The organism is Saccharopolyspora ipomoeae (genome assembly GCF_029952525.1).
Taxonomy (GTDB): domain Bacteria; phylum Actinomycetota; class Actinomycetes; order Mycobacteriales; family Pseudonocardiaceae; genus Saccharopolyspora; species Saccharopolyspora ipomoeae.
The window spans coordinates 73193-98101 of the sequence record NZ_JASAOF010000018.1; the positions used below are offsets into that span (position 1 = coordinate 73193).

The 24909-nt window shown below is 70.5% G+C and carries 22 protein-coding genes; 6 read left to right on the forward strand and 16 right to left on the reverse strand.

The window, feature by feature from the left end:
- Positions 1-237: 237 nt before the first annotated feature.
- The 3 genes from QFW96_RS22810 to QFW96_RS22820 all read right to left on the reverse strand — a co-directional run bounded on the left by QFW96_RS22810 (position 238) and on the right by QFW96_RS22820 (position 4039).
- Positions 238-1338, reverse strand: coding sequence for an acetate/propionate family kinase (locus tag QFW96_RS22810; RefSeq protein ID WP_281457750.1), 1101 nt, complete (start codon positions 1336-1338; stop codon positions 238-240).
- A complete protein-coding gene (locus QFW96_RS22815; RefSeq protein ID WP_281457808.1) occupies positions 1323-3698 on the reverse strand; it encodes a phosphoketolase family protein in 2376 nt (791 codons plus the stop codon). Before QFW96_RS22815 ends, QFW96_RS22810 begins: the two co-directional genes overlap by 16 nt.
- Positions 3699-3817: 119 nt before the next feature.
- Positions 3818-4039 carry a hypothetical protein gene (locus tag QFW96_RS22820; protein ID WP_281457751.1) on the reverse strand — a complete coding sequence of 74 codons (222 nt, stop codon included), beginning with the start codon at positions 4037-4039 and terminating at the stop codon, positions 3818-3820.
- Positions 4040-4157: 118 nt separating this feature from the next.
- On the opposite strand from QFW96_RS22820, the gene QFW96_RS22825 reads away from it, so the two are divergent.
- A complete protein-coding gene (locus QFW96_RS22825; protein WP_281457752.1) occupies positions 4158-4994 on the forward strand; it encodes a helix-turn-helix domain-containing protein in 837 nt (278 codons plus the stop codon).
- Positions 4995-5020: 26 nt separating this feature from the next.
- A complete protein-coding gene (locus tag QFW96_RS22830; protein WP_281457753.1) occupies positions 5021-5218 on the forward strand; it encodes a DUF397 domain-containing protein in 198 nt (65 codons plus the stop codon).
- A 159-nt stretch (positions 5219-5377) separates the two neighbouring features.
- Here QFW96_RS22830 and QFW96_RS22835 read toward each other — a convergent pair whose 3' ends face one another.
- The 5 genes from QFW96_RS22835 to QFW96_RS22855 all read right to left on the reverse strand — a co-directional run bounded on the left by QFW96_RS22835 (position 5378) and on the right by QFW96_RS22855 (position 10401).
- Entirely contained in the window at positions 5378-6439 is a 1062-nt protein-coding gene (locus QFW96_RS22835) for a Gfo/Idh/MocA family protein (protein ID WP_281457754.1), read from the reverse strand.
- A 25-nt stretch (positions 6440-6464) separates the two neighbouring features.
- Positions 6465-7163, reverse strand: coding sequence for a response regulator (locus QFW96_RS22840; RefSeq protein ID WP_093416391.1), 699 nt, complete (start codon positions 7161-7163; stop codon positions 6465-6467).
- Positions 7164-7200: 37 nt separating this feature from the next.
- On the reverse strand, positions 7201-8442 hold the full coding sequence (locus QFW96_RS22845; RefSeq protein WP_281457755.1) for a sensor histidine kinase: 1242 nt from the start codon (positions 8440-8442) through the stop codon (positions 7201-7203).
- Between the two features lie 211 nt (positions 8443-8653).
- A complete protein-coding gene (locus QFW96_RS22850; RefSeq protein WP_281457756.1) occupies positions 8654-9283 on the reverse strand; it encodes an MBL fold metallo-hydrolase in 630 nt (209 codons plus the stop codon).
- A 35-nt stretch (positions 9284-9318) separates the two neighbouring features.
- Entirely contained in the window at positions 9319-10401 is a 1083-nt protein-coding gene (locus QFW96_RS22855; RefSeq protein WP_425442002.1) for an S-(hydroxymethyl)mycothiol dehydrogenase, read from the reverse strand.
- A 185-nt stretch (positions 10402-10586) separates the two neighbouring features.
- Between QFW96_RS22855 and QFW96_RS22860 the strand changes: the two genes are divergently transcribed.
- Positions 10587-11390, forward strand: coding sequence for an SAM-dependent methyltransferase (locus tag QFW96_RS22860; protein ID WP_281457757.1), 804 nt, complete (start codon positions 10587-10589; stop codon positions 11388-11390).
- A gap of 6 nt (positions 11391-11396) precedes the next feature.
- On the opposite strand, the gene QFW96_RS22865 is transcribed toward QFW96_RS22860, so the two are convergent.
- The 3 genes from QFW96_RS22865 to QFW96_RS22875 form a co-directional block, all read right to left on the reverse strand.
- Positions 11397-12557 (reverse strand): MFS transporter, encoded by a 1161-nt coding sequence (locus tag QFW96_RS22865; protein ID WP_281457758.1) that lies wholly within the window; start codon positions 12555-12557, stop codon positions 11397-11399.
- Between the two features lie 74 nt (positions 12558-12631).
- On the reverse strand, positions 12632-13825 hold the full coding sequence (locus QFW96_RS22870) for an acyl-CoA dehydrogenase family protein (RefSeq protein WP_281457759.1): 1194 nt from the start codon (positions 13823-13825) through the stop codon (positions 12632-12634).
- Positions 13822-15003, reverse strand: coding sequence for a CaiB/BaiF CoA transferase family protein (locus QFW96_RS22875; RefSeq protein WP_281457760.1), 1182 nt, complete (start codon positions 15001-15003; stop codon positions 13822-13824). Before QFW96_RS22875 ends, QFW96_RS22870 begins: the two co-directional genes overlap by 4 nt.
- Positions 15004-15121: 118 nt before the next feature.
- Between QFW96_RS22875 and QFW96_RS22880 the strand changes: the two genes are divergently transcribed.
- Entirely contained in the window at positions 15122-15784 is a 663-nt protein-coding gene (locus QFW96_RS22880; RefSeq protein WP_281457761.1) for a GntR family transcriptional regulator, read from the forward strand.
- A gap of 167 nt (positions 15785-15951) precedes the next feature.
- Here the strand turns inward: QFW96_RS22880 and QFW96_RS22885 are convergent, their stop codons facing one another.
- A complete protein-coding gene (locus tag QFW96_RS22885; protein WP_281457762.1) occupies positions 15952-16812 on the reverse strand; it encodes a 3-hydroxybutyryl-CoA dehydrogenase in 861 nt (286 codons plus the stop codon).
- 345 nt (positions 16813-17157) lie between these two features.
- Here QFW96_RS22885 and QFW96_RS22890 point away from each other — a divergent pair, with 345 nt between their 5' ends.
- The gene (locus QFW96_RS22890) at positions 17158-18348 is read left to right on the forward strand and encodes a low temperature requirement protein A (RefSeq protein ID WP_281457763.1); all 1191 of its coding nucleotides are present in this window, start codon (positions 17158-17160) and stop codon (positions 18346-18348) included.
- On the opposite strand, the gene QFW96_RS22895 is transcribed toward QFW96_RS22890, so the two are convergent.
- The 4 genes from QFW96_RS22895 to QFW96_RS22910 all read right to left on the reverse strand — a co-directional run bounded on the left by QFW96_RS22895 (position 18332) and on the right by QFW96_RS22910 (position 22971).
- Complete coding sequence (locus QFW96_RS22895; protein WP_281457764.1) at positions 18332-19156, reverse strand: serine hydrolase; 825 nt, start codon at positions 19154-19156, stop codon at positions 18332-18334. The genes QFW96_RS22890 and QFW96_RS22895 overlap by 17 nt on opposite strands.
- Before the next feature lie 265 nt (positions 19157-19421).
- On the reverse strand, positions 19422-20426 hold the full coding sequence (locus QFW96_RS22900; protein WP_281457765.1) for a sugar ABC transporter substrate-binding protein: 1005 nt from the start codon (positions 20424-20426) through the stop codon (positions 19422-19424).
- Positions 20427-20459: 33 nt separating this feature from the next.
- A complete protein-coding gene (locus QFW96_RS22905; RefSeq protein WP_093416417.1) occupies positions 20460-21470 on the reverse strand; it encodes an ABC transporter permease in 1011 nt (336 codons plus the stop codon).
- Positions 21463-22971: a sugar ABC transporter ATP-binding protein gene (locus tag QFW96_RS22910; protein ID WP_281457766.1), complete on the reverse strand. Its 1509-nt coding sequence runs from the start codon at positions 22969-22971 to the stop codon at positions 21463-21465. Before QFW96_RS22910 ends, QFW96_RS22905 begins: the two co-directional genes overlap by 8 nt.
- A gap of 230 nt (positions 22972-23201) precedes the next feature.
- Here QFW96_RS22910 and QFW96_RS22915 point away from each other — a divergent pair, with 230 nt between their 5' ends.
- Positions 23202-24815, forward strand: coding sequence for a serine/threonine-protein kinase (locus QFW96_RS22915; protein ID WP_281457767.1), 1614 nt, complete (start codon positions 23202-23204; stop codon positions 24813-24815).
- The last annotated feature ends 94 nt before the right edge of the window (positions 24816-24909 follow it).

Here is a 24909-nt window from a genome sequence, read left to right on the forward strand (position 1 = left end):
CCCTAGTGCATCGCCCATTCGAGTGATGCGGTTGGGCAGAGACCGTAAGACGCGCGTTTGTCCGTGTCAACGCGAAAACAGCCCGTGACGGGTTACCGAGCGGTTTCCGAAAATCGCGCCGACGCAGCGCATCGAGTCGCATTCCAGCGCAAACACGAGAATGTCGGACGAGCGCCCCGCAAAGCGGACGAAATTCGTTCAGATGGCGATTCAACACGGACGGGTGAAGGTCAGACCTCACCCGCGCACGGCGACCGCGACGCGCGATTGCCGCGCGATTTCCAGGTCCTCCCGCGCCCGCACCACCACGCTGCGCGCTCCGGCCCCGGCGGCGCTGATCTCCCCCTCCTCGGCGTGGATGTTGCGCGCCGGGTCGATCGCCGCCCCGGCGAACACCAGCGCCGAGCCGACCGCCGCGCGCACCGGCGGCTGGTGCTCGCCGATGCCGCCGGTGAACACCAGCAGATCCAGCCCGCCGAGCACCGCCAGCATCGCCCCGGCGTGCCGCACCAGGCTGTGCCGGTAGACGTCGAAAGCCGTTGCGGCGTCGTGGTCCCCGTTCTCCCGCGCGTCCAGCACGTCGCGCAGGTCGCCCGATCCCCCGGACAGCCCGGCGATCCCGGACCGAGTCGCCAGCGCCTCGAAGACCTCCTGCGGCGCAACACCTCTCGCGTCGATGAGCCAGCCGAGGAGGCCCGGATCGACGCTGCCGCTGCGGGTGTTCATCACCAGGCCCTCCTCCGGCGTGAACCCCATCGTGGTGTCGACGCAGCGGCCGTCGAGCACCGCCGCCATCGACGCACCGGCCCCCAGGTGACAGCTCAGCACCTTCCCGCGCCCGGGTTCCAGCCCGGTCAGCTCCGCCCCGCGACGCACCGCGTAGGCGTGCGACAGACCGTGAAAACCGTAGCGCCGCAGGCCGTACCGCTCGTTCCACTCGCGCGGCAGCGCGTAGGTCGCGGCGGCGGTGGGCAGCCGGGCGTGGAACGCGGTGTCGACGCACACCACCGACGGCACCTCCGGCGCGACCCGCCGCGCCACCCGGATCCCCGCGACGGCGCGCGGCTGGTGCAGCGGCGCCAGCTCCGCCAGCGACTCCAGGTACGCCTGCACCTCGTCGTCGACCACCGTCGCCTCGGTGACGCGGGCGCCACCGTGCACCACCCGGTGTCCGATGACCTCGGCGCCGTGGGTGTCGAGGAACTCCGCGATGGGCTCGGGTTCACCGTCCCAGCGCTCGGCGTGGTGCTCGTCGACGAGCTCGTCGCCGTCGAGCAGGCCCAGCTTGAGGCTGCTGGAACCGGCGTTGACCGTCAGCACCCTCACCGGCCCGGCCACACCCACTCCCGGATCTCCGGCATGTCCTCGCCGTGCGTGGACACGTAGTGCCGGTGCTCGATCAGCTTGGTCTTCAACGCCTCTCGCGCGTACGCGGCGCGCGGGCCGAGCCGGGGGACCCGGTCGATGACGTCGATGGCCAGGTTGAACCGGTCGATCTGGTTGAGCACGCACATGTCGAACGGCGTGGTCGTGGTGCCTTCCTCCTTGTAACCGCGCACGTGCATGTTCTCGTGGTTGTGGCGGCGGTAGGTCAGCCGGTGGATCAGCCACGGGTAGCCGTGGTAGTTGAAGATCACCGGGCGGTCGCGGGTGAACAGGCTGTCGAACTCGGCGTCGGACAGGCCGTGCGGGTGCTCGCGCTCGTCCTGCAGCCGCATCAGGTCGACCACGTTGACCACGCGGATCCGCAGGTCCGGGAACTCCCGCAGCAGCAGGTCCACCGCGGCGAGGGTCTCCATCGTGGGCACGTCGCCCGCGCAGCCCATCACCACGTCCGGGTCGCCGTCGGCGTCGCTGGAGGCCCAGTCCCAGATCCCGATTCCCTTCGTGCAGTGCACCACCGCCGATTCGACGTCCAGGTACTGCGGCGCGGGCTGCTTGCCGGCGACCACCACGTTGATGTAGTCGCGGCTGCGCAGGCAGTGGTCGACCACCGACAGCAGCGTGTTGGCGTCCGGCGGCAGGTAGACGCGCACCACCTCGGCCTTCTTGTTCACCACGTGATCGATGAAACCCGGGTCCTGGTGCGAGAAACCGTTGTGGTCCTGCCGCCACACGTGCGACGTGAGCAGGTAGTTCAGCGAGGCGATCGGCTGCCGCCAGGCCAGTCCGCCGGTGACCTTGAGCCACTTGGCGTGCTGGTTGACCATCGAGTCCACGATGTGCGCGAAGGCCTCGTAGCAGGAGAAGAACCCGTGCCTGCCGGTGAGCAGGTACCCCTCCAGCCAGCCCTGGCAGGTGTGCTCGGAGAGGACCTCCATCACGCGTCCGTCGCGCGCCAGCGAGTCGTCTCCGGGCAGGATCTCCGCTTCCCAGGTGCGGGAGGTGACGTCGAGGATCGCGCCCAGCCGGTTGGAGTTGTTCTCGTCCGGGGAGAAGATGCGGAAGTTGTGCTCGGTGTCGTTCAACCGCATCACGTCGCGGAGGAACCGCCCGAGCACGCGGGTCGCCTCTCCGGTGGCGGCGCCGGGCTCATCGACCTCCACGCCGTAGTCCCGGAACTCGGGCAGCCGCAGCGCCCGCAGCAGGTGCCCGCCGTTGGCGTGCGGGCTGGCGCTCATCCGCCGATCCCCGACCGGGTTGTGGTCGCGGATCGCGCGCACCGGGGCGCCCGAGGACTCGAACAGGTCTCCGGGTTCGTAGCTGCGCATCCAGGATTCCAGCTGCCACAGGTGTTCCGGGTTGCCGCGCGGATCGGTGATCGGCACCTGGTGGGCGCGCCAGGTCCCGGCGACGTACTTGCCGTCGACGGTGTCGGGTCCCGTCCAGCCCTTCGGGGTGCGCAGCACGATCATCGGCCAGCGCGGCCGCTGCCCGGATCCGTCGCGCCGGGCGCGGCGCTGGATCGCGGCGATCTCGTCGAGGCAGCGGTCCAGCGTCGCGGCAAACAGGTGGTGCATCGGCGCCGGTTCGTCACCGGCGACGAGGTAGGGCTCGTAGCCGAAACCGCGCAGCATGCTGAGCAGTTCCTCGTCGGGGATGCGCGCCAGCACCGCCGGGTTGGCGATCTTGTACCCGTTGAGGTGCAGGATCGGCAGCACCGCCCCGTCGGTGGTGGGGTTGAGGAACTTGTTGCCGTGCCAGCTCGTGGCCAGCGGACCCGTCTCGGCCTCGCCGTCGCCGATGATGCACGGCACGATCAGGTCGGGGTTGTCGAACACCGCCCCGAACGCGTGCGACAGCGAGTAGCCGAGCTCGCCGCCCTCGTGGATCGAGCCGGGCGTCTCCGGCGCGACGTGGCTGGGAATGCCGCCGGGGAAGGAGAACTGGGTGACCAGCCGCTTGAGGCCCTCGTTGTCCTGGGCGACGTCCGGGTAGATCTCGCTGTAGGTGCCTTCCAGCCACGACGCCGCGACCAGGCCGGGGCCGCCGTGCCCGGGGCCGATCACGTACATCATGGCCAGGTCGCGCACCCGGATCGCGCGGTTGAGGTGGGCGTAGATGAAGTTCAGCCCGGGCGTGGTCCCCCAGTGCCCGAGCAGCCGCGGTTTGATGTGCTCGGCCCGCAGCGGTTCCCGCAGCAGCGGGTTGTCCATCAGGTAGATCTGGCCCGCTGACAAGAAGTTCGCGGCCCGCCACCACAGGTGCAGCCCGTCGAGCTCCTGCGGGTCCAGGTGCTCGCTCACCGCAGGCGTCATCGTCCAACCCACCTCGGCGACCTCCACGTCACTGCTCATCCCGACCCCCTGCAACGTCGACCCACGCACTCAGCGTGGTCCCCCAGCCCCAACCCGCAACTCGGGGTGACGACGAGCGACTACCCCTCCCCCTTGAGAACCCCGAAGCAGTCCGCGCAGGTGGGGAACAGGATCCAGTCCATCTCCGACGGCTGCGCCATGCCGACCTCCTTCCCGCACACCGTCCGCTCCTGCCGCCGCCCCTCCCAGCGCGGCCCGCGGAAGGCGTGGCGCGTTCCCGCGCTCGTGCCCTCGTTCGGAACCGGCAGCCAGTAGTGCCGATTCGCCCGCAACGTCGTCATCCCAACCTCCAGATCTCCGAGAAACCGAGTGGGTTGAAGTTAAATCTTTTGCCAAAGATTTGAGAATTGCTCGTTTGGGTGATCTTCTGGCTGGAAGAACATCGCTAGGGTCTTCGACATGACGCTCGGACCCACCGCGCGGCGCCGTCGACTCGGCGCTCACCTCGCAGAACTCCGTCACGCCGCCGGATTGACGACCGCCGACGTCGCGGAGTTCTTCGGCTGCACCGCCCAGACCATCCGCAACTGGGAGCGCGGCACCTCCACCATGAAGAAGGTGGAGCTCGCAGCACTGCTGGACAAGTACGGCGCAGCCGCGGACACGCGCTCGCAGCTGGAGGAGACCCGCCGCGAGGGGTCGAAACGCGGCTGGTGGAGCACCTACAAGCTCCCGGAGTGGTTCAAGCCCTACGTCGGCCTCGAGACCGACGCCGCGATGGTCTGCAACTTCGAGGTCGAGCTCATCCCCGGCCTGCTCCAAACGGAGTCCTACGCCCGCGAAATCCACAGCTCGGGCGGCTTGACCAAACCAGATGAAGTCGACAAACGGGTGTCAGCCAGACTTGCCCGGCAGCGCCGCCTCACCGAGGAATCGCCCCTCGAACTTCGCGTGGTCATCAGCGAAGGAGCCCTGCGTCGCCGAGTGGGCGGCCCGGAAGTCATGCAGGAACAGCTCGACCAGCTCATCAAGCACGCGCAGTTGCCGAACGTGATCTTCCAAGTGCTCCCGTTCAACGCCGGGGCGCACGCAAGCATGCCCAGCGGATTCACCCTGCTGACCTTCGCCGAACAGACGGACCCCGACGTCGGCTACCTGGAAGGTCCGCTAGGTGGTCACGTGATCGAGGATGTCGACGACGTCACCACATTGCACAACCGGTTCGACAGAGTCCGTTCCGCCGCGCTGCCAGAGCGGGAGTCTCTTTCGCTCGTGCGTACGATAGCCAGGGAATAACCGCCGCTATCAGCACGGAGACGCGAGTGAGCGACTTATCGAACGCGACGTGGCGAAAGAGCTCGTACAGCGCCGATGCCGGGCAATGCGTCGAGGTCGCAATCACCTCGACCGCCGTCGGCATCCGCGACAGCAAGAACCCCCACGCAGCCCACCTCACCACCGCCCCCGCCCAGTGGGCCGCCTTCCTCACCACCCTCAAAGCAGGGCGCTACGACCGCTGAGCACTGCTCGGCGGAGGGTTCCTCGCTCACCAGGGGACAGTTTTAGCCATAATTGTCCGGGCAAAACGGACATTGATCATGGGTGATTATGGCTAAAACTGCCCGTTGCCAACGGACGTCGGCAACGGGCAGCGGCATCCCGGTCCGGGGTGCGCGGGGTCAGATGAGGGTCTCGACCGTGTGGTTCTCGGCGGAGCGCCGGGCTGCGGTGATGATGTCGAGGGCGGTGATGGCGTCGGTGGGGTCCACCGGGGCCGGGGCGCCCGTGAGCAGGGAGTCGGCGACTCCGTCGTAGAAGGACTGGTAGGCGCCCGGCTCGCTGGGGATCGTGCGGGTGGTGTCGCCGTCGCCGAGCTCGCCCCAGATGTCCTCGGCTTCGCGGCCCCACGCGTCGTCGACCGGGCGCTTGCCCTCGCGGAGGTCGGCTTCCTGCGGATCGGTGCCGTGCTTGGTGAACGTGCCCCGGTCGCCGAGCAGGCGCAGTCGCGGCCCCGGGACTGCCGCGAGCTTGCTCATCCACAGGTGCGAGCGAACGCCGTTGACGTGGGTCAGCGAGACGAACGAGTCGTCGTCGGCGCGCACCCCCGGCCTCCGGCAGTCGATCTCGGCGTAGACCGAGGCGACCGGACCGAACAGCTGCAGCGCCTGGTCGATGAGGTGGCTGCCCAGGTCGTAGAGCAGCCCGGCCACGTCCTCGGCACCGCCGGAGTCGCGCCAGGTCGGCTTCGGCTGCGGCGCCCAGCGGTCGAAGCGCGACTCGAACCGGTGGACCCGCCCCAGCTCGCCGCTTTCCAGCACCTTGCGGACCGTGCGGAAGTCGCTGTCCCACCGGCGGTTCTGGAACACGGTCAGTAGCAGCCCCCGCTCGCGCGCGTGCTCGACGAGCTCGCGACCCTCCTGCGCGGTCGGTGTGAACGGCTTGTCCACCACCACCGGCACGCCCGCGTCCAGCGCGGTCCTGGCCAGCTCGGCGTGCGTGCGGTTCGGCGTGGTGATGACCACCAGATCCGGCTCGCGGGCGAACAGCGCGTCGAGGTCGGCCACCGGCTCGGCTCCCGGCAGGTCCGCGCGCACCTGCGCCTGGCGCTCCGGGTTCGCGGTGACCACCGCGTCCAGCCGCAACCGCGGGTGAGCGGCGATCAGCGGCGCGTGGAAGATCTTCCCGCCCGAGCCGTAGCCGACGAGTCCGACCTTGAGTTCGTGCTGTTCCGAGCCGTGCATGTCCCCATTAGACACGCCGGTGAGCTCAGACCGAGACCTGGCTCGGGGGCCGCGCGTTGTCCTGGCCCGGGCAGACCAGGCCCGTCTCGTAGGCGAGGATCACCAGCTGCGTGCGCGAGGAGATCTGCAGCTTCTGCATCACGTGGTACAGGTGCGATTTCACCGTCAGCTCGGCCAGCCCGAGGTTGCGGGCGATCTCGGCGTTGGAACCGCCGCGCGCGACCTCCAGCAGCACGTCCACCTCGCGCTCGGTGAGCACCGACAGCTCGCTGCGCGCATCGCGCACGCCCAGCGCGGCGAAGCGCTGGAGCAGCCGCTTGGTCACCCGGGGCGCCAGCAGCGCCTCACCGGCGGCGACGGTGTGCACGGCCTTGACCAGCTCCTCGGGACTGGCGTCCTTGAGCAGGAAACCGCTGGCGCCGGCGCGCAGCGCGCCGTAGACGTACTCGTCGAGGTCGTGCACCGTCAGCATGATCACCGACGTCGCGCCGTCGGTCTCGGCGAGGATCTCCTGCGCGGCGGCGATGCCGTCCTTGCCGGGCATCCGCACGTCCAGCAGCACCACGTCCGGGCGCCTGCGGCGCACCGCCGCCACCGCCGAATCACCGTCCGACGCTTCGGCGAGGACCCGCAGACCCGGCTCGTTGGACAGCAGCGCGACCAACCCGGCGCGGATCATCGCCTGGTCATCGGCAACCAGGACGGTCGTCTCCGCAGTTCCCACCGACGCCTCCTAGTCCTGGCGGCCTGACATTTACGGCTCAGGTCAGGTCCGAATTTTCCGGGCACGGTAACACGGCCTCGAGCCGAAATCCGTTCATGACCGGATGTGCTGTCAAAGTTCCGCCCAGCAGCGCAACGCGTTCCCTCAGCCCGATCAACCCGTGACCCGACTGTTGGGACACCGGCCGCTGCACCTCGCCTTCGGTCGCGGCCAACTCGTTGGTCACCTCGATCCGCAACGTCGCCGCCGCGTACTCGACGAGCACCCGCGCACGCCCGGACCCCGCGTGCTTGAGGACGTTGGTCATCGCCTCCTGGACGATGCGGTAGGCCGTCATCTCCACGCCCGCGCCGAGTTCGCGCACCGGCCCGCGCCGGTCCAGCTTCCAGGTGACCTGCCCGCCGCGAACCGAGTCGACCAGCGCGTCCAGCCCGTCGAGGGTCGGCGTGGGCTGCCAGTCGATGGTCTCCTTGCCGCTGGAATCGCGTTCCCGCAGCGCGGTGAGCATGTCGCGCATCTCCCCCAGCGCCCCGCGCGAACTGCTCTCCAGCTCCTGCAAGGTCTGCCGCGCGTGGTCGGGGTCGCGGTCGATCACCGCCCGCGCCACGCCCGCGCGCAACGCCACCACCGACAGGTTGTGCGAGACGATGTCGTGGAACTCCCGCGCGATGCGGGCGCGTTCGATGGAGGCCGCGTCGGCGGCGAGCTGATCGCGCGCGTCGTCGAGCAGCGCCAGGGTCCGCTCCAGCTGCTCGGCGCGCCTGCGCCCGATCTGCACCGCGTAGGCCAGGCCCACCACGATCACCAGGTTCACCACCGCGCCGATCACCCGCAACGTCCCCATCAGCGGGCCCATCCCGTAGGCGATCGCGTCGGAGACCGGGTAGCACATCGCCAGCGTCGCGGCCGCCACCATCATCGACGGGGTCGTGCGCACGCACACCGAGTAGAGCGCGACCTGGATGACCAGGTTCAGCGCGCCGATGCTCAGCTGGAACGCGGTCAGCCCGACCGCCGTGGCGGTCAGCAGGAACAGCACCGTCCACGGCGCGCGGCGGCGCAAGGTCAGCAGCAGCCCGGCCGGGCCGCCGATGGCCATCGGCACCCACCACGGGATCGACGGCGGGTGGTCGGCCAGCGCCGCGTCGAAGACGTAGAGCACCGAGGCGGCCAGCACGAACGAGACGTCGAAGAGCGTCACGCGGTGGTTCAGCGCCCAGGTCCACAACCCCGAGCGGGAGCGGGAGAACACCAGTCTTCCGGCGACCTGGTCGACCATCGCACCTGCCTGTCTGCAACGGGGCTCGCGGAACCGCGCACGGCACCGCCCGCTCGGCGTGCCGCGAACACCGGAGTCACGGCTCCGCAGCACGCCGCTCCCGCCAGACCGGCGCTGCGGACGGCGGGCTCCAGATCTTGCCCGCCGTCCGGCCCCAGCTCATCAGTCGAAGGTGTGAGTGTAGAACGCCCCACCTCGTACCGACGACTGATCAGTGGCCGCGCGCCACCCACTCGTCGAACTGACCGCGCACCTCGCCGATGGTCGTCGACTCACCGTGACCGGGACGGACCTCGGTCTCCGGGGGCAGCGGCAGCAGCCGGTCCCGGATCGAGTCGGTGATCACGCCGAAGTCCGAGTAGGACCGCCCGGTCGCCCCGGGCCCACCGGCGAACAGCGTGTCGCCGGTGAACACCACGCCCAAGCCGGGGACGTGGAAGCACACGGCGCCGGGCGCGTGGCCCGGTGTGTGCAGCACCCGCAGCTCACCGCCGCCGACCTCGATCACCTCGCCGTCGGCGAGCTCGCGGTCCGGCTTCCGGTCGGGATGGGTCATGTCCCACAGCACCCGGTCGTCCGGGTGCAGGTGGATCGGTGCGCCGACGGCATCGGCCAGCTCCGGCGCCTTGCGCACGTGGTCGTCGTGGGCGTGCGTGCACAGCACGGCGCGGACCGTCCGGTCGCCGACCAGCTCCCGGATCGCGGCCACGTCGTGCGGCGCGTCGAGCACCACGCACTCCGAGTCGTCGCCGACGACCCAGGCGTTGTTGTCCACGTCGAAGGTCTGCCCGTCCAGCGAGAACGTTCCGGACGTCACCGCGTGGTCGATTCGCAGCGTCATTGTTCACACCACCGGGAAATCGGGGTCGTTTTCGTTCAGAAGGTCACCACGGAGCGCAGGACCTCGCCGCGGTGCATCTTCTCGAACGCCTGCTCCACCTGGTCCAGGGCGATCTCCTCGGTCACGAACTTCTCCAGCGGCAGTCTGCCCTGCTGGTAGAGCTCGATGAGCATCGGGAAGTCGCGCTCGGGCAGGCAGTCGCCGTACCAGGAGGACTTGATCGCGCCGCCGCGCCCGAAGACGTCCAGCAGCGGCAGGTCCAGCGTCATCTCCGGGGTCGGCACGCCGACCAGGACCACCGTCCCGGCCAGGTCGCGAGCGTAGAACGCCTGCTTGAAGGTCTCCACCCGGCCGACCGCGTCGATCACCACGTCGGCGCCGAAACCACCGGTGAGCTCGCGGATCGCCTCGACGCTGTCGTTCTCCGCGGCGTTGACGGTGTGGGTGGCGCCGAAGCCCTCGGCCCAGCTCAGCTTCTTCGGGTCGGTGTCCACGGCGATGATGCGCCGCGCCCCGGCCATCGCGGCTCCGACCACCGCGCCGTCGCCGACACCGCCGCAGCCCAGGATCGCGACCGTGTCGCCCGGGCCCACGCCGCCGGTGTTGACCGCCGCGCCGATCCCGGCCATCACCCCGCAGCCCAGAAGGCCCGCCACCGCGGCTCGCGCCGAAGGATCGACCTTCGTGCACTGCCCGGCGTGGACCAGGGTCTTCTCGGCGAACGCGCCGATGCCCAGCGCCGGCTCCAGCCGGGTGCCGTCGGCCAGCGTCATCGGCTGGGCGGCGTTGTGGGTGTCGAAGCAGTACTGCGGGCGGCCGCGCTTGCAGGCCCGGCAGACGCCGCAGACCGCGCGCCAGTTGAGCACCACGAAGTCACCGGGCGAGACGTCGGTGACGCCCTCGCCGACCTGCTCGACGACGCCGGCGGCCTCGTGCCCGAGCAGGAACGGGTAGTCGTCGCTGATGCCGCCCTCGCGGTAGTGCAGGTCGGTGTGGCAGACCCCGCAGGCCTGGACCCGCACCACCGCTTCACCCGGACCCGGGTCCGGGACCTTGATCGTCACGACCTCGACCGGACTGCCCTTGCCGGTCGAAACCACCGCCTGCACGTCGGACACGACTGCCTCCCGGGACCACATCGTCGGGGTGCTGATCACTCGCCTGGGCTGGTGCAGCCCAGGCACATCGTCATATGCGCAACGGGCCATCACAAGAGCGCATTGATCAGTGCCCCCGATCGTTGCGAACACTCATCGTGACAACGTGATTACTGTATGATTTCAGCGGAGAGGGAGGACGAGCGATGATGGACACGCGCAGCACGGCGATCCGGGAGATGGACATCAACCGTCCCGCCTCGGCCCGGATGTACGACGCGTTCCTGGGCGGCTGCCACAACTTCGGCGTCGAACGCTCCATCGTGGAGCGACTGGAGACGGCGCTGCCGGGCATCGGCGGAACGTACCGGGAGAACCGCGCCTTCCTGCGGCGCGCGGTCGAATACCTGCTCGCCCACGGCGTTCGCCAGTTCCTCGATCTGGGGTCCGGAATCCCGACCATCGGCCACGTGCACGAGGTGGCACGCCGACGCACGCGCCACTTCCGGGTGGTTTACGTGGACAACGAACCGCTCACCGTCGCGCACAGCAAACCCCTGCTGGCCGCCGAGATCAACGCGGCGATCACCCACGCCGACATCCGCGACCCGAAGTCGGTCCTGTGCTCGCCCGAGGTCCGGGCGCTGCTGGACCTGGACGAGCCGGTCGGCCTGCTGATGTCCTCGGTGCTGCACTACCTCCCCGACTCCGACCAGCCGGCGGAGCTGGTGGCCACCTACCGGGAGGTGCTCGCCCCCGGCAGCCACCTGGTGATCTCGCACGTCACCGACAGCCACGACCCGGCCCCGGCGCGGGTGCTCGCCGAGCACTACGCGGAGACCTCCGACCCGATCCACCTGCGCGACACCCGGGAGATCGAGTCGTTCTTCGGCGACCTCGACCCGGTTCCCCCGGGCGCGGCCTGCCTCGCCGACTGGCGCCCCGACCCGGGCACGCCGGTCCCGTCGCCCTACCGGCTGGTGCACGGCGGCATCGCCCGCAAGGGCTGAGCCCGCTCAGCGGCGGACGAACAGGAGCAGGATCGCCGCGGTGATGGCGCAGGCGCCCGCGGCGAGCCACGCCCCGGCGAGACCGGCGTGCTCGGCGAGGAGACCGAACAGCAGCGGGCCGAGGCTGCCGCCGAAGTAGATGCCGGTCTGGGTGAACGAGGTCGCGCTGGCCACCCGGTCCGGGGCGATCTTGGCGACCGCGAAGTTCAGCAGTCCCGGCCACGCCCAGCCCGCGCCGAAGCCGACGGCCACGCCGACGAGGAACACCGGAGGCGACTCCACCGCCATCAGGCCGAAGCCCAGCGACCCGATCAGCAGCATCACCGTGATCACGCGGATCAGGTCCGGATTCCGGCGGTCGGCGGCCACGCCCGCCGCCAGGCGGATCGTCAGGCCCACGGCCGACCCCACCGACAGCACGAGTCCGGCCGCCCACGGGCTGAATCCCACCTCGACCGCCGTGGTGGTGACGAACGCGCCCAGCGCGTTGGCCGCCGCCGATCCCAATCCCCCGGCGATCGCGATGAGCAGCAGCGCCGTGAAGTTCGCGCCCGCACCGCCCCCGCCCGGACGGGTGGCCGCCGAGCGCTCGGCCTGCGGCAGCGCGGGCACCGCCGCGGCCGCGACCAGCCCGACCACGCCGCCGATCAGGAACACCCAGCGCCAGCCGACGGTGAGCGCGATGGTCGGCACGGCCACACCGGCCAGCAACGTGGCGACCGGGATCGAGGACTGCTTGACCCCGAACCCCATGCCCCGGTGGTGCGCCGGAATCCCTTGCGCGATCAGCAGGTTCGAGGCGGGCTGGGCCAGCGAGTTGGGCAGGCCCGCCAGCCACAGCAGGCCCATCAGCCACACCGCGTTCGGCGCGGCCGCCAACCCGAACAGGCACACCGAGCTGCCCAGCGCACCGATGCGCATGCCGAGCCGGGCGCCGATGCGCTCCACCACCCAGCCCATGCCGCGCGAGGACACCGAAGCGACCCCGAAGAACCCGGCCGCGCCCACGCCCAGCAGCGCGGCGCCGAAGCGCAGGTCCTGCTGGAGCTGCACGCCGAGCCCGCCGACCAGGAACACCGGGAAGACGCCGACGGTCACCACCGCGGCCACCGACGAGAGCACCCGCGGAATCCCGACGCTGCGCTGCCCGACCACCACGGCTGACATCACGACCCCCTAGTCCAGGTCCTGTCAGCCTCCGACGCCGGACAATCCTTAGCAAGGCTAAGGTGACGAACCCGTCATCCCCGGAACGCGGGAATCCCGGTCATCGCCTGGCCGATGGTCAGCGCGTGCATCTCGCTGGTGCCCTCGTAGGTCAGCACCGACTCCAGGTTCGTCATGTGCCGGATCACCGGGTACTCCAGCGAGATCCCGTTGGCTCCGAGGATCGTCCGCGCGGTGCGCGCGACCTCCAGGGCGCCGCGGACGTTGTCGAGCTTGCCGAAGCTGACCTGCTGCGGGCTCAGCTGACCGGCGTCCTTGCGCTTGCCCAGGTGCAGCGCCAGCAGCCTGCCGTTCTGCACCCGCACCGCCATGTCGGCGAGCTTGGACTGGGTGAGCTGGAACCCGCCGATCGGGCGGCCGAACTGCTCCCGGGTGGTCGCGTAGTCCAGCGCCGCCTCCAGGCAGCTGCGCCCGGCGCCGACCGAACCCCACACGATGCCGTAGCGGGCCTCGTTGAGGCAGGACAGCGGCCCGCGCAGGCCGGTGACCTCGGGAAGCACGGCGTCGCCGGGCAGCCGGACGTCGTCGAGCACCAGCTCGGCGGTCACCGAGGCGCGCAGCGACAGCTTGCGCTTGATCTCCGGCGCCGAGAAACCCGGGGTGTCGGTCGGCACCACGAAACCGCGCACGCCCTCATCGGTCTGCGCCCACACCACGGCCACCGAGGCGATGCTGCCGTTGGTGATCCACATCTTGCGGCCGTTGAGGATCCAGTCGGAGCCGTCGCGGCGCGCAGCGGTGCGCATCGACGAGGGATCGGAGCCGTGGTCGGGCTCGGTCAGGCCGAAGCAGCCGATCGCCTCGCCCGCGGCCATCTGCGGCAGCCAGCGCTGCTTGTGCTCCTCCGAACCCCAGCGCCAGATCGCGAACATCGCCAGCGATCCCTGCACCGACACCAGCGAGCGCAGCCCGGAGTCGCAGGCCTCCAGCTCCTCGCAGGCGATCCCGTAGTCCACAGCGGACAGACCGGCGCAGCCGTAGCCCTCCAGGTGCATGCCCAGCACGCCGAGCTTGCCGAGCTCCCGGGCGAGTTCGCGCGCCTGCGGGAACTCGCCGTTCTCGTACCACTCGGCGACGTGCGGCTGAACGTGGTCGCGGCACAGCGCCCGGACGCTGTCGCGGATCGCCAGCTGCTCCGGGGTGAACTCGGCGTCGATGCCCAGCGGGTCGTGCGGGTCGAACTTCGGTCGGGAACCACCGGTGCTCATTGCGAGTCCTTCCTGGACGAGATCGGGGGAAGCGGTCGCTCGGGGTCCTGCAGCCACGCGAGGACCTCCTTGTCGTGCTGGCCCAGCAGCGGCGGCGGGGCCACCTCGGCGCTGCCGTGGCCGGAGAAGTCGATGGGCATCCGCACCTGCATCGCCGCGCCGCCGCCCGGGTCGACCATCGGCCGCAGGCCCAGCGACTCGGCGTAGTGCACCGCCCCCGACAGGTCGTTGACCTGCCCGCACGCGATGCCCAAGCCCTGCAGCCGCCGCTGCCAGTCGGCGGCCGGCCGGGCACCGAGCACGTTCTCCAGCCGCCGCACCATCTCCTCGCGGTGGGCGACGCGCTGGGCGTTGGTGGCGAACTCGGGCTCGTCGGGCATCGACACGAGCCCCAGCCCCTCGCAGAGCTTGCGGAACTGCGCGTCGTTGCCGACCGCGACGGCCAGGAACGCGTCTTCGCAGCGCAGCGTCTCGTACGGCGCGATGCTCGGGTGCCGGTTGCCCATCCGCTGCGGCGCGATGCCGGTGGTGAGCAGGCTCGACATCTGGTTGGCCAACGACCCCAGCAGGCTCGACATGAGGTTGACCTCGACGTGCTGCCCCAGCCCGGTCCGCTCGCGGTGGCGCAGCGCGGCCATGATGCCCAGCGCCGCGTCCTTGCCGGTGAGCACGTCGACGACGGCGACGCCGACCTTCACCGGTGGTCGCTCGGGCTCGCCGGTGATGCTCATCAGCCCGCCCAGGGCCTGCACCACGAAGTCGTAGCCGGGCAGCTCGGCGCCCTCGGCGGAGCCGAAGCCCGAGATGGAGGTGTAGATCAGCCCGGGGTTGAGCTCGTGGGCGGAGTCGAAGTCCAGGCCGTACCGCGCGAGCGAGCCGACCTTGAAGTTCTCCACCAGCACGTCGGACCGCCGCACGAGTTCGCGCGCGGCCTCGCGGTCGTCGGGGTCGGACAGGTCGAGGGCGACGCTGCGCTTGCTCCGGTTGACCGACTCGAAGTAGGCGGACCCGTTGTCCGTCCACGGTGGACCCCAGGAGCGCGTGTCGTCGCCGGTGCCGGGCCGCTCGACCTTGATCACGGTGGCTCCGAGGTCGGCCAGCAGCATCGTCGCGTAGGGCCCGGCCAGGACCCGGCTGAAGTCCGCGACGAGCACGCCGTCCAACGGCAGCGTTTCCATGCCCCCACCTCTCCGACGGCTTGCGCGTCCGGAAATGTGGATCCAATATACAGTTGCTCGAGACGCGGTCAACCCGAACTCGCCGCCCGCGTGTCCGCACCCGAGGTTGGAGCTCCCGATGCGCAGACCACCCACGACGCAGGCCTTCGTCCTCGATGAGCTGCGCAGATCCATCGTGTCCGGCGATCTCACGCCGGGGCAGCCGATCCGCCAGGACACCATCGCAGCGGGCCTGGGCGTCAGCCGCGTGCCGCTGCGCGAGGCCCTCAAGACCCTCGAAGCGGAGGGACAGGTCGTCTACCAGCCGCACCGCGGGTACTCGGTGGCCGAGCTGTCGCTGGCGGATCTGCTGGAGGTCTACCGGATGCGCGAGCTGCTGGAGGCCGAGGCGGTGCGGGTGGCCGCCGAGCAGCTCACCGACGCCGACCTGACGCGCATCACCGACGCCGGTCAGGACGTGGAGAAGGCCGCCGAGGACGGCGACCTGGTGGCGATGATCGCGGCCAACCGCCGCTTCCACTTCGCGCTGCTGGAACCCGCCGGCATGCCGCGCCTGCTGCGCGTCGTGCGCACGCTGTGGGACGCCACCGACGCCTACCGCGCGGTCTACTACAACTCGGGCACCAACCGCGAACGCGTGCGCCGCGAGCACGAGGCCATCATCTCCGCGGCCCACGACCGCCGCTCGGACGACCTGATCCACCTGCTCGCCGCGCACCGCGACCACGCCGTCGACGCGCTGCGCGGCACCATCGGCGAGCAGGAGCAGGCCCGGCGGTAGCCGGTGTTTGAGGTGTGGGACTCAGCCCGCACCGCCGCGGGTTCTGACACGTCTTCTGGCGAGTGCGCCGCGACGCCGTGTATTGGCATACATCAGGAGTGGCGCACGGAGTCCAGAAGGCGTGTCAGGTTCCGCTACCCGCACCGCCGAGCAAGACGACCACTGGTTCACTCGTAGCTGTAGAAGCCCTGGCCGCTCTTCTTGCCCTTGAGCCCGGCGTCGACCATGCGCTTGAGCAGCGGCGGGGCGGCGTAGGTGGGCTCGGCGTACTCCTCGTACATCGAGTCGGCGATGGCCTTGAGGGTGTCGAGGCCGACCATGTCCGAGAGCCGTAGCGGGCCCATCGGGTGGGCGCAGCCCTGCACCATGCCGTTGTCGATGTCCTCGGCGCTGGCGTGGCCGTCCTCGAACATCCGGATCGCCGAGAGCAGGTAGGGCACCAGCAGCGCGTTGACGATGAAGCCGGAGCGGTCCTCGGCGCGGATGGTCTCCTTGCCGAGCTGCTCGGTGGCGAAGGCACCGGCGCGCTCGACGGTCTCCTCGCTGGTGAGCAGCGACGGGACCAGCTCCACGAGGTTGAGCACCGGCACCGGGTTGAAGAAGTGCACGCCGATGACCTTGTCGGGGCGCTTGGTGGCGCCGGCGAGCTTGGCGATCGGGATGGACGAGGTGTTCGAGGCCAGGATCGCGTCCGGGTCGGTGAGCAGCTCGTCCAGCTCGGCGAACAGCTTGAGCTTGAGACCTTCGTCCTCGGCGATCGCCTCGATCACCATGTCGCGGTCGTCGAGGTCGGCGAGCGTGGTGGTGAAGTGCAGGCGCTCCTGCGTGGCGTCGCGCTCGGCCTCGGTCATCTTGCCCTTCTGGACCGCGCGGTTGAGCGACTTCCACAGCCGAGAGCGAGCGGCCCGGGCGGCGTCGTCATCGATCTCGCGGACGATCACGTCCAGACCCGCGCGGGCGCCGACCTCGGCGATGCCCCCGCCCATCTGCCCGCCACCGACGACTCCCAGGCGTTCGATCTTGGTCACCACACAGTTCCTTCCGGTCCCGGCCGCACTGCCGTTCATGACGCTATCCGCGTCGGATCATGCCAAAAACCGCCGAACGGGACCGATCAACCGTGCTCGAAGGCACACCGGGGCACCGCGCACCGGGGCGAAACGCACGGAGAGCCGGGTCCTGGCGTGCGGACCCGGCTCCCGGTCGTCCCCCGACTGTCCGACCCTGACCCCCTTGCACCCCCGAGGCTACCGCACTGTCCGTGTCCGGGCGCATGCGCTCCGGTCATGCACAGTGGACGATCATTTCGTTCCCGCAACTCCCCCACCTGCGTGAACGCTGATCGAAGCGACGTGCTGTCATACTCCGCCACCATGAGCAACAATCTGCCGCCGCTGCGGGGCCGGATGGTCGCGCGCGATCCGGAGGAACGTCACCGCGCGGCGACTCCGCTGGAGCTGCTGTTCGACCTGTGCTTCGTGGCCGCGGTCGGCCAGGCCGCCGTGCAGCTGCACCACGGGCTCTCCGAAGGGCACTTCGCGCCCACCGCCCTCGGCTACCTGATGGTCTTCTTCGCCATCTGGTGGGCGTGGATGAACTTCACCTGGTTCGCGTCGGCCTACGACACCGACGACGTGCCCTACCGGCTGCTGACGCTGCTGCAGATGGGCGGCGTGCTGGTGCTGGCCGCCGGGGTGCCCGCGACGTTCCACGACTACGACTTCCGGATCGTCACCTTCGGCTACGTGGTGATGCGGGTGGCGATGATCGCGCAGTGGCTGCGCGCCGCCGCCGAACACCCGGAGAACCGCGGCTGCACGCTGCGCTACGCGGGCGGCATCGCGATCGTGCAGGTCGGCTGGCTCCTGCGCCTGCTCCTGCCGCACCCCTACGGCGAGATCGGCTTCGTGGTGCTGGTCGCCGCCGAGCTCGCGGTGCCCGCGATCGCCGAGCGCCGCTCGCAGACCAACTGGCACCCGCACCACATCGCCGAGCGCTACGGCCTGTTCACGATCATCTCGCTGGGCGAGGTCGTGCTGGGCGTGACCGCGGCGATGCAGGAGGACGTGGCCGACGGCGGCTGGTCGGCCGGACTGCTGCAGATCGGCGTCGGCGGCCTGCTGCTGATCTTCGCGATGTGGTGGATCTACTTCAAGCACTCCGCCGTGCAGCACCTGCGCGAGAGCGTCAAGACCGCTCTGACCTGGGGGTACAGCCACATCTTCGTGTTCGCCTCGGTCGCGGCGGTGGGGGCCGGGCTGGAGGTCGCCATCGACTCCCACGCGCACAAGGCGCACATCGGCGAGGTCTCGGCCGCATTGACCCTGGCCGTGCCGCTGGTGGTGTACCTGCTGCTGATCGGCCTGCTGCACACCGGATACGCCGACGCGGGCCGGAGCGCCATGCTGATCTCGGTGGTCGGCTCGGTGCTGCTGGTGGGCACGGCGCTGCTGGCGCACACGTTCGGCATCGCGCTGACGGTGCTGCTGCTGGGCGTGCTGATGGCGCTGATCCTGACCGCCGGGCTGCTCACGCAGCGGAACCCGGTCAGCGCAGCGGACTGAGCGCGGTGCGGGCGGCCTCGGTGATGTCGGCGATGGCCTCGCCGTAGCCGACCGAGCTGGGCTGGTCGCTGAGCAGGGCGACGACGTAGCGCCGGCGGTCGGGGTCGACGACGCCCGCGCTGTGCACCCAGACCTTGCCGAGCTGGCAGCACATCCAGCCGGACTTGACCGCTTCGGCGCGCACCGCCATCAGACCGAACTTCTGGTTGACCCCGTCGGCCGCCCGCTCCGGTGCCGCGTGCAGCGCGGCCAGGACGAAATCGCGGTCGGCCGACGGCATCCGGCCGAGCAGGTGCTGGAAGACCGCGGCGATGTCGCGGGCCGAGGTGAGGGTGTCGCCCCAGCGCCCCGGGTCGGCGGGCGGCCGGGTCTGCTGGAGGCGCATCCGCTCGGCGGCGTCGGCGATGAGCGAGCTGCCGCCGTGGCGGTCCCAGAGGGCGTTCATGGCCTCGTCGTCGCTGGGACCGAGCGCGCGCCGCATCAGCTCCCGGTCCTGCGGGGTGACGTCTCCCCGTTCGAGCAGTTCGACCGCCACGACGACCTTCGACAGCGACGCCGAGTACATCTGCCGCGCCCCGTCGCGCCCCCAGGACAGCTCGCCGGTCGAGCGGTCCAGCACGGCGACGCCCAGGGAGTTCCCCCGAGCCTCGGACAGCTGGTCGACCGCGTTGATCGCGGCGGCCACGGCCCCGGTCGGCCGGTTGACGGCCTCGTAGGTGCTGACCTGCTCCTGGTCGTGCCCCTCCCACGTCGCCACCGCCGGCGGCGAGCACCCGCTCACCAGCACCCCCACGACGACACCGGCCACCTCCACCGCGCACCGGCGCGGCGGACGTGTCGAACACCGATGCCCACCGAACACGGAACCCCCCGATGTCGTGGTCAGGCACGCAACGACACACGAACTCGGTTCGCGAAACCCCCTCAAGTCCCACGACAACACACCCCGACCACCCCCGCAGCTGGATCACACCGTTCACCCGGTCGAAGACCGCTGCGTTCGTCGCGCGAAAACCCCGGTTCTCGTCGCGCGAAAACCGGGGTTCTTGACGCGGTGTGGATCTTGGGGTCGGTTACTGGGGTGGGTTCTCGCAAGTGGGGTTCAGGATCTTCTGGATCTCCGGGGAGTCGAGGTTGTCCTTGGTGATGAGGGTGGCGCCGGTGTCGGTGGCCGGGGCCTGCTCGGCGGAGCCCCGGATCTTGGAGACGGCGGTGTTGACCGCCGCGTAGCCCATCTTGAAGGGGTTCTGGGCGATGAGGCCGGTGATCACGCCGTCGCGGAGGGACTGGATCTGGCCCTCCGAGGTGTCCCAGCCGATGATCTTGACCTGGCCGGCCTTGCCCGACTGCCGGACCGCCTCGGCCGCGCCGAGCACGCTGGGCTCGTTGGCCGCGTAGATGCCGTTGAGGTCCGGGTTCGCCGTCAGGATGTCCTGGGTGACCTGCAGCGCCTTGTTGTAGTCGCTGTCGCTGGACTGCTGCGCCACCAGCTGCAGCCCCGGGTGCTTGGCCAGCCCGTTCTTGAAGCCCTGGCCGCGCGTCTCGTTGGTGCTGGTCCCGGCCTGGAACTCGATGAAGGCCACCTTGCCCTGCCCGCCCAGCTGCTTGGCCAGCTCGTCGGTGCCCTGCTCGGCGGCGGCGACGTTGTTGGTGGCGAACACCGGCACGTCCGGCGGTTGCGGGGTCGTCCCGGAGTCCATGTTGACCACCGTGGTCCCCTGCCCCTGCGCCGTCTTGGTGACGTCGGACAGCGCCTTGGCGTCGGTGGCCGCGTACACCAGACCCTTCACGTCCCCCTGAGCGAGCATGTCCTGCAGGAGGCTCTGCTGGCCGCTGACGTCGCTCTCCGCGCTCACGCCGTCCCAGTGCAGCTCGACGCCCTGCTGCTTGGACCCGGCGCACTCGGCGCCGACGCGGACCTTCTCCCAGAAGTCGAAGCCGATCGCCTTGGGCACCACCGCGATCTTGATCGGACCGCCGTCCTGCCCACCGCCGCCGGTCTGCTCGCGCACCCCGACGCTGCAGCCGGTGGCGGCGAGCGTCAGCAGCACGCACGTTGCCGTCAGAACCTTCTTCACCGCAGAGCTCCTTTGCTCATCGCGAAAACAGGGCTATCCGGCGTCGCCGCCGAGCTTGCGGCGCTGGTACAGGTCCCACCAGACCGCCAGCCAGATGATCACGCCGATCAGCACGTTCTGGTAGAAGGTGCCGATGTTGAGCTGCACCGCGCCGTTGCGGATGACCGCGACCAGGAAGGCCCCGATCAGCGAGCCCAGCACGGTCCCGCGCCCGCCCATGAGGCTGGCGCCGCCGATGACGACCGCCGCGATCACGTCCAGCTCCAGGCCCTCGCCGAAGTTCGGCTGACCCGAGTTGATCCGCGACGCCGCGATCATGCCGCCGAGTCCGGCCAGCGCGCCCGAGAGCACGTACACCGACGTGATGTAGCGCTTGACCGGGACGCCGGACAGCCGCGCGGCTTCCATGTTCGAGCCCATCACGTAGGCGTAGCGGCCCAGCCGGGTGCGGGTGAGCACCACGTACCCGAGCACGGCCACCAGGATGATCAGCGCGATCGGGATCGGCAGGATGCCGATGACGCCCTGCCCCAGCAGCCGGAACGAGTCCGGCGCGCCGAACACCGCGACCGCGCCGGTGGCGATGAGCACCAGACCCCGGCCCACGCTGAGCATCCCGAGCGTGGCGATGAACGGCGGCAGCCCCACCACCGACACCAGCAGCCCGTTGACCAGCCCGGCCAGCGCGCCGACGACCAGCCCGCCGACGATGCCCAGCAGCGGGTTGAACCCGTACTCGGCCATCAGCAGCACGCCGATCACCCCGGACAGCGCGGCAACCGATCCCACCGACAGGTCGATGCCGCCGGTGATGATCACCAGCGTCACGCCCACCGCCATCACCGCGTTCACCGAGGTCTGCGACCCGAGGTTGAACAGGTTGTCGGCGGTGAGGAACGACGGCGCGACGATCGACAGGACGATGAACACGACGATCAGCGCGCCCGCCGCCGCGACCTGCGAGACCGCTCCGGAGAGCCGGTCGCCCAGGCCGCCCAGCAGCCCGCGGTCCCCTGTGGACGGTGCCTTGGTCTGCTCAGTCATGGTTGCCCTTCGCTCCGGTCGCGAGCGCGACCACGCGTTCCTCGGAGAACTCCGTCCGCTGCACCTCCCCGGTGATGCGGCCGCCGCGCATCACCAGGATCCGGTCGCACATGTTCAGCAGCTCCGGCAGGTAGCTGGAGATCAGCACGACCGCTTTCCCCTGCTCCGCCAGGAAATCCAGCTGCTGGAACATCTCCGACTTGGCGCCGACGTCCATGCCCCGGCCGGGTTCGTCGAAGAACAGCACGTCGGCACCGGTCTCCAGCCAGCGCGCCAGCACGACCTTCTGCTGGTTGCCGCCGGAGAGGGTCTGCGCCTGCCGCCCGACGCGCGGGACCCGGATGCGCAGCGACTCCCGCTCGCGCTCGGCGATGTCCCGCTCCGCCTTCAGGTCGATGAGCCCGAAGCGCAGCATCGGCAGCTTGGCCATCGTGATGTTCTTGTCCACGCCCAGCTGCAGCGCCAGACCGTCTTCCTTGCGGCTCTCGGTGAGGTAGCCGATGCCGGCCGCGATGGCGTCGGCCGGGCCGCGGATGCGCAGCGCGCGACCGTCCACTGTGATCGTTCCGCGATCGGGTGGTTCGGCGCCGAAGACCGCGCGCGCCAACTCGGTTCGGCCCGCACCGACCAACCCGGCCAGTCCCACGATCTCGCCGGCGCGGACCTGGAAGGACACGTCGCGCACCCGCTCGCCGCGGCTGAGCCCGTCGACCTCCAGCCGCACCTCGCCGGGCGCCCGGTGGGTGCGCGGGTAGAGGTTGGCGACGTCGCGGCCGACCATGAGCTGCACCAGCCGCGCCTCGTCCAGGCCGTCGACCGGCGCGGTCTCCACGACCGCACCGTCGCGCATCACGGTCACCCGATCGCCGATCTCGAAGATCTCGTCGAGCCGGTGCGAGATGTAGAGGACGGCGATGCCCTGCCCGGTGAGCTCGCGGACGATGCCGAACAGCTCCTCGGTCTCGCGTTCGGTGAGGCTGGCCGTCGGCTCGTCGAGGATGAGCACTTTCGCCCGCACCGCCAGGGCTTTGGCGAGTTCGACCCGCTGCTGCTCCGCTGTGGACAGCAGCGACACCCGCCGCCCCGGGTCGACGTCCAGGCCGACGCGGGCGAGCAGCTCCCGCGCGTCGCGGCGCTCGGCCGCGCGGGAGATCCAGCCGCTGCGGCCGGGTTCGTGCCCGATGAAGAGGTTTTCAGCTACCGACAGGTCCGGGGCGAGGGCGAACTCCTGGTGCACCATGGACACCCCGAGCCGCCGCGCCGCACCCGGCCCCTGGTGGACGACCGGTTCACCGTCCAGTTCGACGCGACCGCTGGTGGGCGGCTCGACCTGGGCGATCAGCTTCATCAGCGTGGACTTGCCGGCACCGTTCTCACCTGCGAAGACGTGCACCTCGCCGGGTTCGATCTCCAGCGTCACCCCGTCGACGGCGACCACCCCGGGGAACCGCTTGCCGACGCCGCGCAGCGCCACCGCCGGGCGTCGTCCGCTGGCTGTCACGGCGTGCCTCCCTCGATCGTCGTTGATCGTGCTCCAGGTCACGGTGCGCCGGATCATACCCACAGCGCAGCTCATCGTGAAAGGGCTGGAACGAAGCCAAGTAACCGATTACCGGAGCGGCGCGAGCCGCGGAATCCGGACGACTCCCGGACAGGGATGCGGTGGGTACGTAAGCTTTCGGTCGGGGACAGCGCGAATGCGACATCGATGATCTAGGGGGCGAAGACGCCGTGCAGCCGTTGCTCGCCAGTGATCCGACCGCGGTCGGCGACTACCGGCTGCTGGCGCGGCTGGGCCGCGGCGCGATGGGCGGGGTCTACCTCGGCCGCTCGCGCGGCGGTCGCGTGGTCGCGGTCAAGGTCATCCGCGCCGACCTCGCCGAGGACCCCGAGTTCCGCGAGCGGTTCCGCCGCGAGGCCGACGCCGCGCACGCGGTCGGCGGGTTCTGGACCGCCGCGGTCGTCAACGCCGACCCGGACGCCGAGCAGCCGTGGCTGGCCACCGAGTACGTCCCGGGGCCGACGCTGCACCAGGCGGTCGCCGACCACGGGGCGCTGCCCGAGGCCACCGTGCGCAGCCTGGGCGCGGGGCTGGCCGAGGCGCTGGTGGCCATCCACAACGCCGAGCTGGTGCACCGCGACCTCAAGCCCGCCAACGTCCTGCTGGGGCCGGACGGGCCGCGCGTCATCGACTTCGGCATCTCCCGCGCCATGACCGGGCATTCGCTGACCGCCACCGGCATCTTCCTCGGGACGCCGGGGTTCTTCTCGCCCGAGCAGACGCTCGGCGGCGACGTGGGACCCGCCAGCGACGTGTTCTCGCTGGGCGCGGTGCTGGTGTTCGCCGCGACCGGCTGCGGGCCGTTCGGCGAGGAGAGCACGGCTTCGCTGCTGTACAAGGTCGCCCACGCCGAGCCCGACCTGGAGAAGGTGCCCGACGGACTCCGGCCGCTGCTGGCGGAGTGCCTGGCCAAGGACCCGGCGGACCGGCCGACCCCGACGCAGATGCTGGACCGGATCGGTGAGACCAGCCCGCAGGGCAGCGGTTGGCTGCCGCAACCCATCACCGCGGTGATCGCCCAGCACGCCACCGAGCTGCAGCGCACCGCGCAGGCACCGGACGCTCCCCCGGCACCGCCCGCGCCGCCGAACCCGCCGAAGCAGCAGACCCGGACCTACACCCAGTCCGCACCCGCCCCGTCCGCTCCGGCCCCGCCCTCAGCCGCTCCTGCCGCGCCCGTCGCGGCGGCTCCGGCTTCGCCGATGCGGCAGCCGATCACGCCCGCGGCGCCGCAGAAGCGCGCCACCCAGGCGCAGGTCGTCCAGGTGCGCCGGGACGGGCCCGGCCCCGAGTTCCGCACCGCCGGGCGGGTGTCCGCCGGCATCTGGGCGGCGTTCTTCGCGGCGCTGCTGGTCGGCGTCGCCTACCTCGCCGAGCGCGTCAGCGTCGACCGGGAACCGCTGTTCCTGCTCGGCGCCGGGCTGCTGGTGTTCGGCGCGATCTGGTCGGTGGGGCGGATGCTGGCGCCGAGCCTGCGGTTGAAGGTCAACGGCGACGGCGTCGTGGTGCACCGGTTCGGGCTGACCCGCGAGTACCCGTGGAGTCAGATCTCTCGGGTCGGCGTGGTCGGTCGCGGCAAGTCGACGGCGCTGGCGCTGTGGCTGGCCGACGGTTCGGCGCCCAGCTCGGCGCTGTGGCTCCGGGTGCGGCGCTACCACGGCGGCGGTCGGGTCTACCCGATCGGAGCGACCGGCGGGTTCATCGCCCGGCGGCAGGAGGCCCGCCGGCTGCGGACGGCCCTGGAGCAGTACGCCCCGGGGCGGTACGACTCACGCATCCTCTGACACCCGCTGGCACAACGAAGCTTCGCCTTCACTCGAATCTACGCAACGAAGCGACGCAACAAGCAAGGCTCGACGACTGAAATCAACTGGACCG

Bases quoted from the DNA above. Each gene is read 5' to 3' on its own strand.
- QFW96_RS22815 (WP_281457808.1), bottom strand. From the start codon at position 3,698: ATGACGCCTGCGGTGAGCGAGCACCTGGACCCGCAGGAGCTCGACGGG.
- QFW96_RS22820 (WP_281457751.1), bottom strand. From the start codon at position 4,039: ATGACGACGTTGCGGGCGAATCGGCACTACTGGCTGCCGGTTCCGAAC.
- QFW96_RS22825 (WP_281457752.1), top strand. From the start codon at position 4,158: ATGACGCTCGGACCCACCGCGCGGCGCCGTCGACTCGGCGCTCACCTC.
- QFW96_RS22835 (WP_281457754.1), bottom strand. From the start codon at position 6,439: ATGCACGGCTCGGAACAGCACGAACTCAAGGTCGGACTCGTCGGCTAC.
- QFW96_RS22845 (WP_281457755.1), bottom strand. From the start codon at position 8,442: ATGGTCGACCAGGTCGCCGGAAGACTGGTGTTCTCCCGCTCCCGCTCG.
- QFW96_RS22850 (WP_281457756.1), bottom strand. From the start codon at position 9,283: ATGACGCTGCGAATCGACCACGCGGTGACGTCCGGAACGTTCTCGCTG.
- QFW96_RS22860 (WP_281457757.1), top strand. From the start codon at position 10,587: ATGATGGACACGCGCAGCACGGCGATCCGGGAGATGGACATCAACCGT.
- QFW96_RS22865 (WP_281457758.1), bottom strand. From the start codon at position 12,557: ATGTCAGCCGTGGTGGTCGGGCAGCGCAGCGTCGGGATTCCGCGGGTG.
- QFW96_RS22870 (WP_281457759.1), bottom strand. From the start codon at position 13,825: ATGAGCACCGGTGGTTCCCGACCGAAGTTCGACCCGCACGACCCGCTG.
- QFW96_RS22875 (WP_281457760.1), bottom strand. From the start codon at position 15,003: ATGGAAACGCTGCCGTTGGACGGCGTGCTCGTCGCGGACTTCAGCCGG.
- QFW96_RS22880 (WP_281457761.1), top strand. From the start codon at position 15,122: ATGCGCAGACCACCCACGACGCAGGCCTTCGTCCTCGATGAGCTGCGC.
- QFW96_RS22890 (WP_281457763.1), top strand. From the start codon at position 17,158: ATGAGCAACAATCTGCCGCCGCTGCGGGGCCGGATGGTCGCGCGCGAT.
- QFW96_RS22905 (WP_093416417.1), bottom strand. From the start codon at position 21,470: ATGACTGAGCAGACCAAGGCACCGTCCACAGGGGACCGCGGGCTGCTG.